This window comes from Phocaeicola dorei (assembly GCF_013009555.1).
Taxonomy (GTDB): domain Bacteria; phylum Bacteroidota; class Bacteroidia; order Bacteroidales; family Bacteroidaceae; genus Phocaeicola; species Phocaeicola dorei.
Window position 1 is genome coordinate 3,415,537 of record NZ_CP046176.1, and the last position, 17,300, is coordinate 3,432,836.

15 protein-coding genes are annotated in these 17,300 nt (G+C 45.1%); 3 read left to right on the forward strand and 12 right to left on the reverse strand.

Annotated elements, in window-relative coordinates; all coding sequences use genetic code 11:
• Window positions 1-32: 32 nt before the first annotated feature.
• The 10 genes from rsxA to GKD17_RS14585 all read right to left on the reverse strand — a co-directional run bounded on the left by rsxA (window position 33) and on the right by GKD17_RS14585 (window position 9,516).
• Window positions 33-635 (reverse strand): electron transport complex subunit RsxA, encoded by a 603-nt coding sequence (gene rsxA / locus GKD17_RS14540; protein ID WP_005841506.1) that lies wholly within the window; start codon window positions 633-635, stop codon window positions 33-35.
• An 18-nt stretch (window positions 636-653) separates the two neighbouring features.
• The gene (rsxE, locus tag GKD17_RS14545; protein ID WP_007832558.1) at window positions 654-1,238 is read right to left on the reverse strand and encodes an electron transport complex subunit RsxE; all 585 of its coding nucleotides are present in this window, start codon (window positions 1,236-1,238) and stop codon (window positions 654-656) included.
• Between the two features lie 14 nt (window positions 1,239-1,252).
• Window positions 1,253-2,044: an RnfABCDGE type electron transport complex subunit G gene (locus GKD17_RS14550; protein ID WP_007832556.1), complete on the reverse strand. Its 792-nt coding sequence runs from the start codon at window positions 2,042-2,044 to the stop codon at window positions 1,253-1,255.
• The gene (locus GKD17_RS14555; RefSeq protein ID WP_007832554.1) at window positions 2,041-3,030 is read right to left on the reverse strand and encodes an RnfABCDGE type electron transport complex subunit D; all 990 of its coding nucleotides are present in this window, start codon (window positions 3,028-3,030) and stop codon (window positions 2,041-2,043) included. Before GKD17_RS14555 ends, GKD17_RS14550 begins: the two co-directional genes overlap by 4 nt.
• A gap of 14 nt (window positions 3,031-3,044) precedes the next feature.
• On the reverse strand, window positions 3,045-4,382 hold the full coding sequence (gene rsxC / locus GKD17_RS14560; RefSeq protein ID WP_007832552.1) for an electron transport complex subunit RsxC: 1,338 nt from the start codon (window positions 4,380-4,382) through the stop codon (window positions 3,045-3,047).
• A 39-nt stretch (window positions 4,383-4,421) separates the two neighbouring features.
• On the reverse strand, window positions 4,422-5,369 hold the full coding sequence (locus GKD17_RS14565; RefSeq protein ID WP_007832550.1) for a Fe-S cluster domain-containing protein: 948 nt from the start codon (window positions 5,367-5,369) through the stop codon (window positions 4,422-4,424).
• 20 nt (window positions 5,370-5,389) lie between these two features.
• Window positions 5,390-5,818: a SoxR reducing system RseC family protein gene (locus GKD17_RS14570; protein ID WP_007832548.1), complete on the reverse strand. Its 429-nt coding sequence runs from the start codon at window positions 5,816-5,818 to the stop codon at window positions 5,390-5,392.
• 178 nt (window positions 5,819-5,996) lie between these two features.
• The gene (gene ilvA / locus GKD17_RS14575) at window positions 5,997-7,193 is read right to left on the reverse strand and encodes a threonine ammonia-lyase (RefSeq protein WP_007832546.1); all 1,197 of its coding nucleotides are present in this window, start codon (window positions 7,191-7,193) and stop codon (window positions 5,997-5,999) included.
• 180 nt (window positions 7,194-7,373) lie between these two features.
• A complete protein-coding gene (locus GKD17_RS14580; protein ID WP_007832544.1) occupies window positions 7,374-8,294 on the reverse strand; it encodes a DMT family transporter in 921 nt (306 codons plus the stop codon).
• Between the two features lie 31 nt (window positions 8,295-8,325).
• The gene (locus tag GKD17_RS14585; RefSeq protein WP_007832534.1) at window positions 8,326-9,516 is read right to left on the reverse strand and encodes an MFS transporter; all 1,191 of its coding nucleotides are present in this window, start codon (window positions 9,514-9,516) and stop codon (window positions 8,326-8,328) included.
• Between the two features lie 441 nt (window positions 9,517-9,957).
• Here GKD17_RS14585 and GKD17_RS14590 point away from each other — a divergent pair, with 441 nt between their 5' ends.
• The 3 genes from GKD17_RS14590 to GKD17_RS14600 all read left to right on the forward strand — a co-directional run bounded on the left by GKD17_RS14590 (window position 9,958) and on the right by GKD17_RS14600 (window position 13,599).
• Window positions 9,958-11,406 carry a glutamate decarboxylase gene (locus GKD17_RS14590; RefSeq protein WP_007832530.1) on the forward strand — a complete coding sequence of 483 codons (1,449 nt, stop codon included), beginning with the start codon at window positions 9,958-9,960 and terminating at the stop codon, window positions 11,404-11,406.
• Between the two features lie 65 nt (window positions 11,407-11,471).
• On the forward strand, window positions 11,472-12,434 hold the full coding sequence (glsA, locus tag GKD17_RS14595; RefSeq protein WP_007832529.1) for a glutaminase A: 963 nt from the start codon (window positions 11,472-11,474) through the stop codon (window positions 12,432-12,434).
• 301 nt (window positions 12,435-12,735) lie between these two features.
• Window positions 12,736-13,599 (forward strand): copper homeostasis protein CutC, encoded by an 864-nt coding sequence (locus GKD17_RS14600; protein WP_007832527.1) that lies wholly within the window; start codon window positions 12,736-12,738, stop codon window positions 13,597-13,599.
• A 90-nt stretch (window positions 13,600-13,689) separates the two neighbouring features.
• Here the strand turns inward: GKD17_RS14600 and GKD17_RS14605 are convergent, their stop codons facing one another.
• Together GKD17_RS14605 and GKD17_RS14610 are read right to left on the reverse strand one after the other, a co-directional pair.
• Window positions 13,690-16,353, reverse strand: coding sequence for a transglutaminase domain-containing protein (locus GKD17_RS14605; protein WP_007832526.1), 2,664 nt, complete (start codon window positions 16,351-16,353; stop codon window positions 13,690-13,692).
• A gap of 81 nt (window positions 16,354-16,434) precedes the next feature.
• Window positions 16,435-17,169: a potassium channel family protein gene (locus tag GKD17_RS14610; RefSeq protein ID WP_007840321.1), complete on the reverse strand. Its 735-nt coding sequence runs from the start codon at window positions 17,167-17,169 to the stop codon at window positions 16,435-16,437.
• Window positions 17,170-17,300: the final 131 nt, after the last annotated feature.

The following is a 17,300-nucleotide window of genomic DNA, read 5'->3' on the forward strand; positions in this document are numbered from 1 at the left end:
TCTGAATCGGTTTATTTTAACGATGAAGTGAACTATTCTATTCCAAACAGAACACCCAAACCTTTGTCTACACCTGAAAATCCCATGAATGCCATTGCCAGCAGACCGGCAGTAACCAATGCGATAGCCATTCCCTGCATTCCTTTAGGTATATTCACCAAACTTAATTGTTCACGGATACCTGCAAACAATACCATAGCCAAAGCAAAACCAAGAGCTGTAGAGAAGGCGTAAACCACGCCAGTCAACAAATCAAAATCTTTCTGAATGACCAAGATAGCTACACCCAAAATACAGCAGTTAGTGGTTATCAACGGAAGGAATACTCCTAATGCCTGATAAAGGGCAGGAGACACTTTCTTCAATATGATTTCCACCATCTGTACCAATGCTGCAATGACAAGGATAAACGCAATGGTCTGCAAATATTCCAATCCGAAAGCATCGAGTACAAATTTCTGGATAAGATAGGTAACAATGGTAGCGATGGTAAGCACGAATGCAACAGCCGCACCCATACCCGTAGCTGTCTCAACTTTTTTGGATACACCGAGGAACGGGCAGATACCCAAGAATTGTGACAACACAATGTTGTTCACAAATATAGCGGTGATAAATATCAATATATATTCCATATTCTTACTTTTTACGGGTTATGCTTTCTTCAGTTTATTCACAATCGCAATAAGGTATCCCAATGCAATGAAGGCTCCCGGTGCGAGAACGAAAATCAACATTCCGTATTGCTCAGGCATGATAGTGATATCAAACAACTTGCCTGTGCCTAGGAACTCACGTACACCACCAAGGATAGTCAATGCAAGAGTAAATCCGAGCCCCATACCCAGTCCATCGAAGAATGAAGGCACGGGACCGTTCTTTGCTGCAAAAGCTTCGGCACGTCCCAGCAGAATACAGTTTACTACGATCAATGGGATAAACAAGCCCAAAGTAGCATAAAGTGCCGGCACATATGCCTGCATAATCATCTGCAACAAGGTTACGAATGATGCAATAACCACAACAAAGGCCGGAATGCGCACCATATCAGGTATCAAATTCTTAATGGCCGAAATTACAACATTAGAACAGATTAATACAAAAGCCGTAGCCAATCCCATTCCCATACCATTGATGGCAGAAGATGTTGTTCCTAATGTAGGACACATACCCAAAAGAAGTACAAACGTGGGATTCTCTTTTACAATCCCGTTCATCAATACTTTAAAATTATTCATAGTCTGCTCCTTCCTTATTTTTTATTTTTACAATCTTGCTTGGGACATTCTACTTTTTTGCAGTCTGCCTTATCGCAGTTAGCAGGATCACATTTATCGCTACAAACAGTCTTGCAGGCTGTAGAGTCACAAACCTGCTTACATGCCTCGTTTCCTTCACATTGAGCATCGCAGGCAGTAGCATTTTCGGCAACAGTTTCAGACACTTGCTGAGTTGCACCACTAGCGCCATCCACATTCTGACCACTATATGCTGCATAAGCATTGTTCACAGCTTTTAGAAAAGCACGTGTAGTGATGGTAGAAGCTGTGATAGCATCTATCTGACCACCATCCTTATTTACCACCAATGCTCCCTGTCCCGGATTCATACCGGTAATGTCGCCTTTTGCACCTTTCTTAAACCAATCAGCCGCCTTTGACCCCAAGCCCGGAGTCTCAGCATGGCTCAACAAAGAATAGTCTATGATATTTCCCTCTTTGTCAAAACCTACCAGCACACTCAAAGCGCCACCAAAACCATTGGCAGAAGATTCTACGGCAGCACCAATAAATTCGCCACCCTTGGTTGCCTTATATATTTTATAAGTAGCACCATCCAATTCTATAGTTTCAGGAGCTTCCGCAGGATTGTTATCAAACCCCGGAACTACAACTGCAATAGCGTCACTCAAAGCTTTTGCATTAGCCTCAGCAATAGGACCGGCAGTCAGTTGGTTGACATAAGCCAAAAGTCCGGTTGCAATCACAGTAATCGCTGTCAGCACGATAACCATGTTTTTCAAAGATGATTCTAGTTTTTTCATTTCTTCACGACCTCCCCGAATCTTTTAGGTTTACAATAAGTATTGATTAACGGAGTGAATGCGTTCATAATGAATATAGCGAAAGACATACCTTCGGGATATGCACCGAACAAACGGATAACCACGGTCAGGAAACCGATAGCCACACCGTATATAATCATACCTTTATGAGTCATAGGCGAAGTAACATAGTCGGTTGCCATGAAAATAGCACCCAACATCAAACCACCTGTAAACAAGTGAGCCAACGGAGATGCGTAAGCCACCGGATCAACCAAATGCATCAGACCGGCAAATACAAATACAGTCACCAGAATAGATACAGGAATATGCCAGGAAATAATCTTTTTCCATAGCATATATCCCAGGCCAAGCAATAAAGCCAATGCACTCACCTCACCTAGCGAACCCGGGTTATTACCCAGAAACAGACTTAATGTATCGGGCAACTGACCTAAAGCATTTACATCACCCTTTACAGCCATTTTCATCAATGCCAGCGGAGTAGCACCGGTTTCAGCATCGGTATAACTTCCCCATTGTTGAACCAACGGCCATGAAGTCATCTGCACAGGAAAAGAAATCAGCAAGAAGATACGACCTACCAACGCAGGATTAAAAGGATTACAACCCAATCCGCCGAAAGTCATCTTGCCCACACCGATTGCCACCAACGCACCGATGATAATAATCCAAAGCGGCAAGTTGGAAGGCAGATTGAATGCCAGCAACACACCGGTTATAATAGCCGAACCATCACAGATGGTAGAGCGTTCTCTCTTCAAAATAAACTTGGTAATCGCCCATTCGAAGAATACACAAGCGGCAACCGAGGTCAAGGTCACCACCACGGCGCCCAGTCCGAACATATAAAATGACACCAGCAACGCAGGTATCAACGCAATGAGTACACCATACATATTCTTCTGTATGCTGTCACCGCTATGAACGTGAGGCGATAATGATACTATTAATTTATTAGCCATACTATTTTGTCGAATTATTTTTTAGCATTACGTGCACGGATAATACCGCCTACTGTGCCCTTACCCAAACGGATATAGTCCAGCAAATAACGATGAGACGGACATGTAAACTGACACGAACCGCACTCGATGCACGACATTACATCTTCTTTCTCTACTCTCTCCCAATCCTTATGAGCTGAAAGTGTTGCCAATAAGAAAGGCTCCAGTCCCATGGGACACACGTTAACACACTTGGCACAGCGGATACAGGGCTGAGCTTCCGCACGGGCAGCTTCCTTATCATTCATAATCAGCACACCCGAACTACCTTTACAAATAGGAACTTCTGTATTAACCAGTGCTTTACCCATCATCGGACCACCACCAATCACTTTTCCCGTATCTTCGGGCAAACCGCCAGCCGCATCAATCAGCTGGCTCATCGGAGTCCCCATACGGGTGAGAAAATTAGATGGATTTCTGACAGACTTACCTGTAACGGTTACAATGCGTTCAAACAAAGGTTTGTTTTTCTGAACGGCTTCATAAACGGCAAATGCAGTACCTACATTCTGAACTACCGCACCCACATTGATAGGAATAGCGGGAGGAGCAGGAACCTGGCGACCAATCACAGCATCTATCAACTGTTTCTCACCACCTTGCGGATATTTCACCTGCAAAGGAACTACCTCTATACCGGGATACTGAGCAGCCTTTTCAGTCATCAACTTAATAGCATCCGGTTTATTATTTTCAATACCGATATATCCCTTGGTTACTTTTGCAGCTTTCATCAGAATGCTTACGCCCACCAGTACTTCGTCTGCCTTTTCCAACATCAAACGATGGTCGGCAGTGAGGTAAGGCTCACACTCTACAGCATTGATAATTACACATTCCGCCTTGCAGCCCGGAGGAGGAGAAAGTTTCACATGAGTAGGGAAACAAGCACCGCCCATACCTACTACACCTGCATTTTTCACTTTAGCAACGATTTCTTCGGGTGTGAGAGCACACTCTTTCACCAATGTCGAACTGCGGTCTATTGATTCTTCCCATTCGTCACCATCCACATCGATAAAGATAGCCGGCTTGCGGTAACCGCTTGCATCGATTACGGCGTCTACCTTGTTCACTTTACCGGATACAGACGAGAAGATGGCTGCTGAAACAAAGCCACCCGCCTCAGCAATCTTCGTACCTACCTTCACCACATCGCCTTTTTTCACGATGGCAGTAGCAGGAGCACCGATATGCTGTGACAAAGGAAATACCGCTTGCTTAGGAAGTGCAAGGGTTTCAATGGCTTTGCCTGCTGACAATTTATTTTCTGCTGGATGTACTCCACCAATTCTAAATGTCTTCACTGTTATATCTTTTTAATTTTTACTTACTTTGAATTTTGATTATGCTTCCGCTTTCGGAGCCTCAGCTTTCACCGCTTCCGGAGTTTCCACCTTTGAAGCCTCTACTTTTGCAGCAGGTTTTGCAGCAGCCTCACCAGCCGGCACTTCTACCTTCGGTTTACGTGGCGGGAAATTAATAGCTTGGATAGCCCCTTTCGGACATTCCGATTCACATTTACGGCAAGATTTACACTTAGCCGGATCAATGTATGCCAAATTATTCTCTAACGTAATGGCTTCGAACGGACACACTTTCACACACTTTCCACAACCAATACAACTAGCCTTGCAAGCCTTGTTGGCAACAGCTCCCTTATCCTTGTTCACACACATCACCACTACGCGGCGATTGTTCTTTCCTTTCGGACGAATTTCAATGATCTTACGCGGACAAGCTTTGCTACAAGCCCCACAAGCTGTACATTTTTCTTCGTCCACTTCCGGAAGGCCGGTTTCAGGATTCATGTGAATAGCATCAAACTGACACACTTCCACACAATCACCACAACCCAGACAACCGAATGTACAACCCGTCTCACCACCTGAAGTGGCATGAGCGATGGCACACGATTTAGCTCCGTCATACAGAGCAGTACGAGGGCGATTTTCACAACTACCGTTACATCTTACCACCGCAACTTTCGGTTCGGCAGCAACGGCTTCCAATCCCAAAATGGCAGCTACTTTCTCCATTACCGGAGCACCACCAACCGGACATAACTTACCCTCCAGCGAACCGGCATCGGCAGCCTTCACGCAGGCACCAGCAAAACCAGAGCAACCGGGATAACCACATCCACCGCAATTCGCCTGAGGAAGCACTTCGCTCACCTTGGCAATCCGCGGATCTTCATACACAGCAAACTTCTTAGAAGCGGCATACAAGATTACCGCGGCAATCAAGCCAATCGCTCCCAACGAAATTACTGCAACCAGAATTAAATCCATAAATTTTAGTTAGTTATTTATTAATTATTTTTTATTGGTTCAAGCGTAAATGAAAACTTCTTGCTCAACTTATTCCTGCATACATATATGATAAGGTAATACGGGAGCAAGGCTGACAAAGCAACAAGCGCCGACCTTAACTCATCCCCCCCCGTAAAACGCATGGAAATAAATAAAGTAATCAGCAATACCAAGAAAGGGATACCAAAAGCCAGCAATACGGCTTGCATCCCCATGGAAGTGGTACCATAAATCATCACCTCCTCACCTATGCGGTAAGAAGATGCCTTCATGTCAAAAACATCAATCAGTTTCTCTTTACTTTCAGATGCATTGCAATGCCCTTTCACACTACAAGCCGAACAGGCAGAAGTTTGTACGATTCTCACCCGCACATGAGAACCTTCAATGTTTTCCACAATACCACGATGTTTGATTATATCGGTCATTTTTGCAAACTCTACATTACAAAACTGCGGCAAATGTACGATTTTAATTGGATTCTAAGAAGTATAAAATGATATTTTCACTATAAAAATCGATTTTTTGTGTGGAGAAATTAAAATTAGAAACAAGAAAGGGAGGAAAATTTTAAATTCCCCCCTTTCTACTTGTAAAGTATATAATTTATTTCATTATCACATAGCCTGCATCCAACAGTTTTTGACGAATGGATGCTATATGTTCCTCGTTTCTGGTTTCCATAACGACACGAAGGGCACATCCGGTGACATCTGCACTCTCACTATTTCGCTCATGATGTACAGAAATTACATTTCCTCCCTGCTCTGCGATAATTTTGCTGACTCCCAACAGCTGCCCCGGTTTGTCTATCAAGTCCAAAGTTACTGCATAGGTACGTCCCGACTTTGCCATACCGCGACTGATGACACGGCTCAATATCGTCACATCAATATTACCTCCAGACACCAGGCAAACAGTTTTCTTACCCTTTACCGGTACCTTATTGAACATGGCTGCAGCAACGGACACAGCTCCCGCCCCCTCTGCAACAATCCGCTGGCGTTCTATCAATGCCAGAATAGCTGCGGCAATCTCATCCTCGGTCACAGTTACAATTCCGTCCACATACTGATTAACCAAGTCAAAAGTATTTGTTCCCGGCTCTTTCACCGCGATTCCATCGGCAAAAGTGGAAACAGAGTGAAGACGCTCAATACGCGAATGAAGAATAGAATTTGCCATACTGGCCGCACCCAACGCCTGTACACCATATACCTTGACAGACGGTTTCAAAGCCTTCAACGCATAAGCCACTCCCGAAATCAGTCCGCCCCCACCAATGGGGACAATGACTACCTCCACATCCGGCATTTCCTCCAATAACTCCAAACCGATAGTACCTTGTCCGGCTATCACATTCTCGTCATCAAAGGGATGAACAAAAGTATATCCCTTTTCATCACGTAATTGCAGAGCTTTCTGATAAGCATCATCATAGACTCCCGGAACCAAACAAACTTCCGCCCCATAATGCTTCGTAGCCTCAACTTTAGATATAGGTGCTCCCTCTGGAAGACAAATCAACGACTTGATGCCACACTTAGTGGCAGCCAATGCCACCCCTTGCGCATGATTACCGGCAGAACAGGCTATCACACCTCTCGCCTTTTCTTCATCAGACAATTGGGAAATCTTGTAATAAGCACCACGCACTTTAAACGATCCTGTGAATTGCAGGTTTTCGGGCTTCAGATAAACTGTACTCTCAGGATTTATCTGAGGAGCATAAATCAAATCAGTGCGACGGACAACCTCTTTCAGGACATGAGCCGCCTTGTATATTGCATCTAATTGTAGCATAGGTATAACACTCTTGTTTTTTAATTGGGTGCAAAGCTACAAATAAAATTGATTCCTTACACTCGCTTTCGATGTAAAGTTGCATTCTTTTTTTTCGCTCATTCATTTGCCGGTAAGTTTCTTTACATTACACACCGCGATAATTTTTTTCTTAGGGTCTTATACTTTTTTCCCGGTGTCTTATCTGGATTTCGATATAATCTGTTTTTCACTTTTACTCTCGGCCACCTCTACCAGATAAACACTGGCACAAATAAGAACAATCGCCGCCAACTGCGTCCATGAGAAACGATCCTGCCCCAAAATAAAAGAGATCACCGTGGCAACAATCAAAATTAAATATCCATAAATAGCTACCAATGTAGTTTTCAGATATTTCAATCCGAGGGGAAGTAGTAAATAACTAATAGTGGTAGGGAATACCAAAACAAAAAGCAAGACCAACATAGGAGTAGAGAAAAGTGACATTCTCAGTATAGGAGCATCAAAGCCGTAAATTGTATTGACAATAACAGCCATGACAGCCGCCCCTAAAAAGGTATATTTCAACATCGTCATATTTCCCACCCCTTTTAACAGACGATTGCTGAGAACAAGATAGACGGCATAAACCAGCGAACTGACCAAACACATTAAATTACCTAACGGAGCATTAGAGGCAAGATCGTCACTAGGCTGTGTAGAAATGCAAAGAATAGCTCCTCCCAACCCCATTCCAATACCAAGCACTTTCATCCAAGTTACTTTTTCCTTATAAAACAATACAGCAATAACGAATACCCATATAGGCTCCAAACTGACAAAAATGGAACTGGAAACCGGAGTGGTCTTACTGATACCCAGCAGATAAAAAAACATATATCCGTAAATACCTAAAGCCCCTAACATAAAAAGCTGCCATTTCTGACGAATAGTGGAGTTTTCGGGTTTGCAAAATATATCAATAAGCCAAAAAGCGGCGGCCCCAAATACCAATCGGAAAGTAACCCCTGTCACAGGAGCTATCCACAAAGGTAAAAGATATTTCAATGCGTTCATATTAAGGCCTCCCAACGCTTTGGAGACAACCATGCTAAGGTTTGCTTCAACTTGTTTATTCATACTTCATGCTGTTATTACGTGGGTATTTTTCTTATAAACTCAACTTTTCTTGCTTCATCACCACAAACATGGCCATCAGCGCCACCATCAAATTGAGCCAGAAAGCAAAAGTCTGCGAGTCAGAATGAAACAAGCTCTGTACTGCATCTACAATAAAAGGACAAAGCAGGATAGCCACATAATTCATAGCCATCACAAAGGCAAGTGCCAATGTCACCTTATGAGGTACGGCCACATCAGAGGTCTTATCATAAATCAACGGCTGGATGATACCGTATGAAAGACCGTTCAGGACACACCCCAAAGCAATCAATATCTCAGAACGGCTGAGCAAAATAATTCCCATCCCACAAGCTATCATCAACAAACAAACCATATAGATGCGACGCCCCAACACTTGCACTATCCTGTTCAGCACAAAGCCCGGCGCCATGATAGCAAGGAAAAACAAGGAAATCAATATTCCTGCCCTGCCACTGGAAAGCCCGTACTCTTCCATCAGAAAAGGAAGGTTGAAACTGATAATGATTACCAGATAAGTAGCCAGACCGTAAAAAGCCATCAGCTTGATTAAGGCCTTGACATTCATTCCCCTCTTGCCCATTTCTTTGGCGGTATCAGACGGAATATCATCAGACGGATGATAACTGGAGAGGTCTTTCTTCAGATAATGAGTAAGAAAAATGGATATAAAAGGAAACAGATAAACCAAAAACGGCAAATGCCAGTTCACTTCCGCCAGATAGCCAGTCAATGTGGTGGCCAGTACCAAGGTGATATTGGTTATGGCAGAACTGTAACCGAACTGTTTCGTACGGTAAGCTCCCACAAAATAACGGGATATCAATCCGGTGGAAAGCGGAACAATCAACCCGGACCCTATCCCCAACATGGCGCTGATGGCTATCAGTTGCCACATCTTATTGGAGAGCAGATAAAGGATACCACTCACCCCAAAGATGGTCAGGCCGATTTGCAGCAGCAAGAGGTTGTTCACTTTCTCTGTCAGCTTACCCGACAACAAGATAAAAGGAATAATAAGAAGTGACGGCAACGAGGACAGCATCTGGATTTCCAAGTCTGTAGCAGACGGAAAGATTTTATTCAAATCGCCCAAAATGGGAGAAACCGCCAATCCCGGCAATGCATTTAATGCCGAAATGGAAAATATACCTATTAAAGTAATGAGGGGAATAGTCCCCTGCCCTGTCTGTACTTTCATACTTGTAGTAATTTATTGTATGAGATACACAACAAGGCAAAAGACGTTTGGTTCAAAGCGACATATCGTTTATTCCTTTACTTTCCATTCCAAAATATTATGCCGGGTAGTGTCAAAGTTTACGCCTATGTTAATTTCCTAAACGCAGTTTATCAAAATTCTGAATGCCGATGGGATAACGCTTCTTCATATTTCCTTCTTATTGTTTAATTACATACCCCTAAAATATCGGATACGGGCATCCAATGATTTTATGTATAAACAAAGGTATCTCTTTTTCGTTCATAGTACAATGATTCCCATCGTTTTTTTGTATTCCCCCTACTTACATTAAAAAACATAAAATCAAGGAACTTTTCACCAACCCCTATGTTGAGGGAGAAAAACGCGGGAAACTCCCACGTTCTTCATTGTATTACTAACCTAAACTTTAAGTAAAAAATGAAAGATTGTAATTGTGATTTGAGAGACGGTGACGCCAAAACAGCCGTGTTTGGTTCAAACGAAATGCTGCAACCTGCTCCGGTAGACACCATTCCCATGGAACCTACCACTCCGCAGATTGCTTATCAAATGGTTAAAGACGAAACATTCGCCCAAACCCAGCCTCGTCTTAATCTGGCTACTTTCGTTACCACCTATATGGACGATTATGCTACCAAATTGATGAACGAAGCTATCAACATCAACTATATTGATGAAACAGAGTACCCGCGTATCGCCGTGATGAATGCCAAATGTATCAACATCATGGCCAACCTATGGAATTCCCCCGAACAGGCAAAATGGAAATCAGGAGCGTTGGCCATCGGCTCCAGCGAGGCTTGTATGCTGGGTGGTGTAGCTGCCTGGTTGCGCTGGAGAGACAGACGTAAAGCCCAGGGCAAACCGACCGACAAACCTAACTTCGTCATTTCAAGTGGTTTCCAGGTTGTATGGGAGAAATTCGCCCAACTTTGGCAGATTGAGATGCGCCAAGTACCTCTTACTCTGGACAAGACCACCCTGGACCCCGAAGAAGCCTTAAAGATGTGTGACGAGAACACCATCTGTATTGTTCCTATCCAAGGTGTGACATGGACAGGTCTGAACGATGACGTAGAAGCATTAGACAAAGCACTGGATGCCTACAACGCCAAAACCGGCTATGATATTCCTATCCACGTAGATGCCGCAACCGGTGGCTTCATCCTGCCGTTCCTCAGTCCCGAAACGAAATGGGACTTCCGTTTGAAATGGGTTCTTTCCATCAGCACTTCCGGCCACAAGTTCGGACTGGTTTATCCGGGACTGGGATGGGTAGTATGGAAAGACAAGAAATACCTTCCGGATGCCATGTCATTCAGTGTCAATTATCTGGGTGCGAACATCACACAGGTTGGTTTGAACTTCAGCCGCCCCGCCGCACAGATTCTAGGCCAATACTATCAGTTTATCCGTCTGGGATTCCAAGGATACAAAGCCATCCAATACAATTCCATGGAAATCACCAAGTACATTCACAGCGAAATAGCCAAGATGGCTCCGTTCGTAAACTACAGCGACAAAGTGGTAAATCCTTTGTTCATCTGGTACATGAAACCCGAATACGCAAAGAATGCCAAATGGACTCTGTACGATTTACAGGCTAAATTACAACAAAGCGGATGGATGGTTCCTGCCTACACCCTGCCGGAAAACATTCAAAATTATGTGGTTATGCGTGTTGTGGTACGTCAGGGATTCAGCCGTGACATGGCGGATATGTTGTTGAACGACATCAAGAATGCCATCAGCGAGTTCGAGAAACTGGAATATCCCACTCCTACCCGCATCGCCCAAGACAAGAATATCGCTGTAAAAGGTACTGTGTTTACTCACAATGCCCATAGCAACGCCGCTAAAAAATAAGCATAAATAACAATAATGCAACCATCCGCCGTTAAGGTGGATGGTTACTTCAATCAAATTAATTTATGGAAAGAACTATAACTATCCAGCAAATAAAGGATGCTGCACAAGAGGCCTACAATCTGTATAAAGACAATACAGACGGTAAGAACGCCGACTACATTCCTTATCTGGCAAATATTGATCCCAAACTGTTCGGAATCAGTATCTGTCTGATGAACGGAGAAATCATCCAACTGGGTGACTCTCAGTACCGTTTCGGTATCGAGTCCGTTTCCAAGGTGCTGACCGCTATCCTGGTACTCCGCCAATACGGCGCCCCCAAGGTGCTCGAAATGATTGGTGCCGACGCTACCGGACTGCCGTTCAACTCCATCATGGCTATCCTGTTGGAAAACGACCACCCTTCCACCCCACTGGTAAACGCCGGGGCCATCTCGGCAGACAGCATGGTACAACCCCTAGGCAACAGCGACGGCAAATGGAAAGCCATCGTAGACAATATGACCGAACTATGCGGAAGTGCCCCGCAACTGATTGACGAATTGTACAAATCGGAGTCTGCAACAAATTTCAACAATCGTTCCATCGCCTGGTTATTGAAAAATTATAACCGTATCTACGATGATCCTGATATGTCGCTCGACCTCTACACCCGTCAGTGCTCTATGGGCATCACCGCGGAACAATTGTCCATCTGCGGAGCCACCATCGCCAACGAAGGATTGAACCCGAATACGAACAAACAAGTGTTCGACAAGGCCCTCGCCCCGAAAATCACCTCCATGATAGCTACCGTAGGTTTCTACCAGCACACAGGCGACTGGCTTTACACCTCAGGAATCCCTGCCAAGACCGGCGTAGGAGGCGGTGTGATGGGTGTGATGCCGGGTGTAATGGGTATTTCGGCCTTCGCGCCTCCTTTGGACGATGCCGGCAACTCCGTAAAAGCGCAGCTTGCCATCAAATATATTATGAACAAACTGGGCATGAACGTATTCAACGGGCACCGCATCCACGTGCAATAATATATTCTATTCTGACAGAAAAGCCGATATTTCTCTCACCCCGAGAGAAGTACCGGCTTTTTAACTAAAAATTTTTTCCGCTAAATATTTCTCACACTCTTACATTATGCCTATCTTTGCACAGACAAATTCATATATTATGAAGAACAAAGTCATCCGTAAAGAACTGGGCCAATGGATGAACTCATGCAGAGAAACCATTTATGGTCCCCTAGCGGAGAGATTGAAAGAAAATTGCTGAAACAGCCCAAAGCGCCCGATGACGTTGGTTATGTGATTGAATTAACTATTAAATAACTTTATGAGTAACAAATCAAAAATCGAGATTTGCGCCAACTCCGTGGAAAGTGCTGTGAAGGCACAACAAGCCGGTGCTTATCGTGTAGAATTATGTGCAGGTATTCCGGAAGGCGGAACTACCCCGTCTTTTGGCGAAATCCGTATGGCCCGCCAATTATTGAATCAAACCAAATTGCATGTCATTATCCGTCCCCGTGGCGGAGATTTCCTATATTCTCCCATCGAGCAAGAAATCATGTTGCATGATATTAAAGTGGCACGTCAGTTGGGTGCGGACGGTGTGGTGTTCGGATGTCTTACCGCAGAAGGCAATGTCGATGTACCCTTGATGCAGAAACTGATGAATGCGGTAGGCGAGATGAGTGTCACCTTCCACCGCGCTTTTGATATGTGCAGCAATCCCAAGGAGGCCTTGGAACAGATTATCGGCCTGGGTATCGACCGGGTCCTTACTTCCGGACAAGAAGCGACCGCCGAAAAGGGTATCCCTCTTTTAAAAGAATTGGTAGAACTGGCCGACGGACGAATCATCATCATGCCGGGATGCGGTGTGAATGCCGGTAATATCCGTAAGATTGCCGAAGAAACCGGAACTTCGGAATTTCATTTCTCCGGACGGAGCAGCGTAGACAGCGGCATGATTTATCGTAACTCAAAAGTATCTATGGGAGGTACTGTAAAGATAGAAGAGTATCTGAAGGATGTTACTGACCCCAACAAAGTAAAAGCCGCCTTGTCCGAACTGGCATTGAAAGACGAAAACGACAAAGCACTGGAAAAGAAAAACAAAAGCCTCAACCCCAAGAAATCAAAGAAAGAGGATGACTGGGACGATGACGATGATGATTTGGATGATGACAAGTAATAAGCAAGCATAAACGTTATTATCATATTAAACGCGGATATTCAGGGTTTCAAGCTGAATATCCGCGTTACTTTTTGTTTATACCGGATTCTACAACTTATGTATCACCTTCATCAGCTGCTCACCCAGCCCGATGGTATATCCTTGTGACACGAATACCACCCGGTTAAAGGTATCACCAATGATAAACATAGGCAAGATAGTCTTGTTAGACAACTTCATGCCTTCTGCAATCTGCTTCTGGATGGAACCGTCCACATCAATACCGTAAGTAATGGTAGCCGGTAATCCCGGGAATTCCTGCGGACGGAACTTCTTGTACTGCTCCTCATTGGGGAACAACAGCACGATTCCTCTGCCCCATTCATCAAAGTCCTTGCCCAATGCCGCAATATCGCGCAATGCATGGTTGGTAGGTTCTTGTCCGGCGCCCAGTACGGCTACAATGTAGTAACCACGTCCTGTAGTGGCAAGAATGGACTTCAGTTCATCGCTATCCATCGGTTTATAAGTAGATTCTGAATTGAAATTACCGATCACCTGAATATCATCCTTACTTTCACGCATCACCAAGTCCACCGTAGTCGTTTCTCCCGGCTTGATGGTAAAGAAAGTCAGCTGGGACAATACGCCGCCGTTAGCCAGACGAGTACCGGTCACCATCACATAATTGCCGGCATCCAGTGCCGTTCCGTTCTTCAACAGATTAGCCCAAGTAGCGCCGCCACCCATATCAATATCGCCTTCATCATAATTCAGCAATTTCAAAGTTCCGGCAGGAGTCAGTCTGGAAATAGAGAAATGAGAATAATACTTCGGATCAGCCAAAGACTTGATCGGCGTATATCTGGCAATAAACTTGCCGGTAAGTGCACTGGCCTGTTCCATTGCTTCGAAATTCACATCAATAGCACCTTCATCGCCTATCAACTGCACTTTTCCCGTCACTTCGTCTATACGTGCAGGAATACCCATGCTGCGTGCCATGGATACAAAGAAGATATCACGGCTGTGCGCATCGGCTGTACGGGCCTTCCACACCCCTTCCGGAGTGATTGGCGAGCCGCCCAGGTTGCAATCCTTGTCCACACGGATATTCCCGGCAACCCATGCAACCAGCTTCATCGGATCGGCAAGGTAAGCCTCACGATCCTGTTCGGGCACTGCTTTCTCAAAGAACCCTTTATACGGAGTAATCATTTCGTTGCTCACGCGCGGATTACGCACAAATCTGCGGAAATAATCAGCATTGGCGCACAAGTGTGAATTCATCATGTGGTCTATCAACACTTCGGAGCTTACATCACGAAGGTCTTTGGCAGAAATCTGCTGAAGCAGGTCAATGCCGCCCTTCTTTGACTTGTCCGAACGGAGACGGGCCATAAAGTCACGGATGGTTTCGTAGTTGCCACGTGATGCCACCAGCAATTTGGCAACGGCATCCTCATCCAGCTGGTATTCTTTAGCGAAATTGCGAGCCGATTCATCCGTCATGAATGTAGCCACGTAAGCATTGCGGATAGAGTCCTCCAAAGCCATGCGGCGATTGTTCTCCGCACGTTGTTCGGGAGTCACTTCGGGCATATTGGCGCCTTCCATCGGAGGAATGATATCCATATCCAGTGTATAAGCCTCGCCGGCCGTTTTGTCCAGCTTCACGGTCAAGGCATTGTCCTGTCCGAAAGACAGTTTGGAATAACCGAATTTTCCATCTTTGGAAGCCCATACCAGCATATCCCCTTTTCCGGCGGTCAGGAACGTCTTACCGTCCGCATCCGTCTGTTTGGAAGCTACGGTATAAAATTCGGCATAGTTATACACTTTGAATTCCACTTTGGCGTCAGCCACCGGTTTGCCGTCCGCATCCACGATGGTCACATCGGCTTTTGCCGTGGGAGCATAGTTGTCAATCACATTGATTTCCGTATAACGGGGAGTGCGGTACATCACTTCTTCCGGTCCGTTATAACGTCCGAACACCTTGGTGTGCATCAGCATACCCCGTGAAGCGGGAGCGTTGAACCAACCCAGATTCAGTACCGGTTCGGGCTCGCAAGCACCCAGGAAGTACCATTTGCCATCTACCCAAGCTTCCACCCAGGCATGATTGTCGTCGGTATGTGCCCAACGCGGCGTATATACCTGACGGGCAGGAATACCTACCGAACGCAAGGCAGCTACCGTGAACGTAGATTCCTCGCCACAACGTCCGTAGGCTGTCTTTACGGAAGCCAGCGGACTACTGGTACGGGCATCAGAGGGGGTATAAATCACCTTTTCATGACACCAGTGGTTCACTTCCAGCACGGCATCATATAAAGAAAGGTTTTTCACTCTGTCCTTCAGCTCCTCGTAGAATACCTTACGGCTGTCGTCCAGATTCTCGTTGTTTACGCGGATGGGCAATACAAAGTGGCGGAACTCTCGTTCGGGAACCACTTTTCCCCATGGCATCTCCTCACGCGCCTTGAAGGCGTAGTCCACATTTTCCAGATAGAATTCACCGGGATGGTCCGCTATATCCGCCAAGGGCATATAGGCGTAAAGGAAAGTCATCGCCTCCTTCTGTTCATCGCTCATGGGTTGTTCAAATACCTGGAAGAGGTTACCTTGGGTCAGCGTATCACGCCGTGCCTCAAAATCCTGCTGAACAGCGGCACGTTCAGCCTCATCACTGATTAAATGTTTGTTGTTTGTACACGAGGCGCACAGCATCAAGCCTATCCCCGCCGCACACAGAGCCAATAATTTCATCTTGTTGTTTATTTAGGTTAGCAATTTGTTATTGGCTACGAAGATAAGACTTTTTTCTTATTTTTGACGAAGTTCAAGCTATTATTTAGTATCCGCCGGCTCCGATTGTTGCGATTGATAATATTCCTCCTTCCGCTTGTTGGCCTGCTGCACCAGACTGGTGACGTATACCGTGAAGATAGGGAACATCATCATTCCCAGGGCGGCCAGCACCACCGACAGTATTTTCCCCGTAGGAGTGACGGCATAAATATTACTCCCTACGGTGGTAACATCCATAAAAGCCCACCACAGCGCACTCCAGTAGTCCGTCACCATAGGGTTCACCTTATGTTCCAGCACAAAGAAGATAAGACTGGCAAAATACACGGTGGCCATCAGCATGGTGATGTACGAGGTAAACAACCCGGACGCTTTGCTGCCCGACAGCCAGCCCACCACGATGGCTAGTGCATACCCTCCCCTCAGCAAAGGGATAAAGCGCAGGAAATAACTGATTTCGGGCGAGAAAGTGATGTGATAGAAATCAATGATATTTAAATAAGGTATAGATACCAGCAGAAAAATAAAATGGCTGGTGAAGTACCTTCCTTTTTCTTTCGAGAGGAAAAACTCCAGCAGGAAATCGAACAGGAAAAACATGCATATCCAGAACTGAATCTTCAGATAAGAACCTTGATTCAGGAAAGGGATGTTATGAAAAGTATCTATCGAGATACTGATAACCAGAAAAAGGGACATCAACAGGATGAATATATGCAAGATCCCGTAAATCCCCCTACGGGAATAGATGAATGAGGAGAAAGCTGTTTTCATAAACTATACTGATTATATTATTTTTTCTAGAAACACCCTTCCGGGTACGATTGTTTAATTCCGCATACCTTCCGGGTTAATAAACCTAAACGGATAAACATCATTTCCAAGGAGTTGTTATAAACTCCGTA

Bases quoted from the DNA above. Each gene is read 5' to 3' on its own strand.
- GKD17_RS14555 (WP_007832554.1), bottom strand. From the start codon at position 3,030: ATGGCTAATAAATTAATAGTATCATTATCGCCTCACGTTCATAGCGGT.
- GKD17_RS14605 (WP_007832526.1), bottom strand. From the start codon at position 16,353: ATGAAATTATTGGCTCTGTGTGCGGCGGGGATAGGCTTGATGCTGTGC.
- GKD17_RS14570 (WP_007832548.1), bottom strand. From the start codon at position 5,818: ATGACCGATATAATCAAACATCGTGGTATTGTGGAAAACATTGAAGGT.
- rsxE (WP_007832558.1), bottom strand. From the start codon at position 1,238: ATGAATAATTTTAAAGTATTGATGAACGGGATTGTAAAAGAGAATCCC.
- rsxA (WP_005841506.1), bottom strand. From the start codon at position 635: ATGGAATATATATTGATATTTATCACCGCTATATTTGTGAACAACATT.
- GKD17_RS14610 (WP_007840321.1), bottom strand. From the start codon at position 17,169: ATGAAAACAGCTTTCTCCTCATTCATCTATTCCCGTAGGGGGATTTAC.
- GKD17_RS14580 (WP_007832544.1), bottom strand. From the start codon at position 8,294: ATGAATAAACAAGTTGAAGCAAACCTTAGCATGGTTGTCTCCAAAGCG.
- GKD17_RS14600 (WP_007832527.1), top strand. From the start codon at position 12,736: ATGAGTAACAAATCAAAAATCGAGATTTGCGCCAACTCCGTGGAAAGT.
- GKD17_RS14550 (WP_007832556.1), bottom strand. From the start codon at position 2,044: ATGAAAAAACTAGAATCATCTTTGAAAAACATGGTTATCGTGCTGACA.
- glsA (WP_007832529.1), top strand. From the start codon at position 11,472: ATGGAAAGAACTATAACTATCCAGCAAATAAAGGATGCTGCACAAGAG.
- GKD17_RS14585 (WP_007832534.1), bottom strand. From the start codon at position 9,516: ATGAAAGTACAGACAGGGCAGGGGACTATTCCCCTCATTACTTTAATA.
- GKD17_RS14565 (WP_007832550.1), bottom strand. From the start codon at position 5,369: ATGGATTTAATTCTGGTTGCAGTAATTTCGTTGGGAGCGATTGGCTTG.
- ilvA (WP_007832546.1), bottom strand. From the start codon at position 7,193: ATGCTACAATTAGATGCAATATACAAGGCGGCTCATGTCCTGAAAGAG.
- GKD17_RS14590 (WP_007832530.1), top strand. From the start codon at position 9,958: ATGAAAGATTGTAATTGTGATTTGAGAGACGGTGACGCCAAAACAGCC.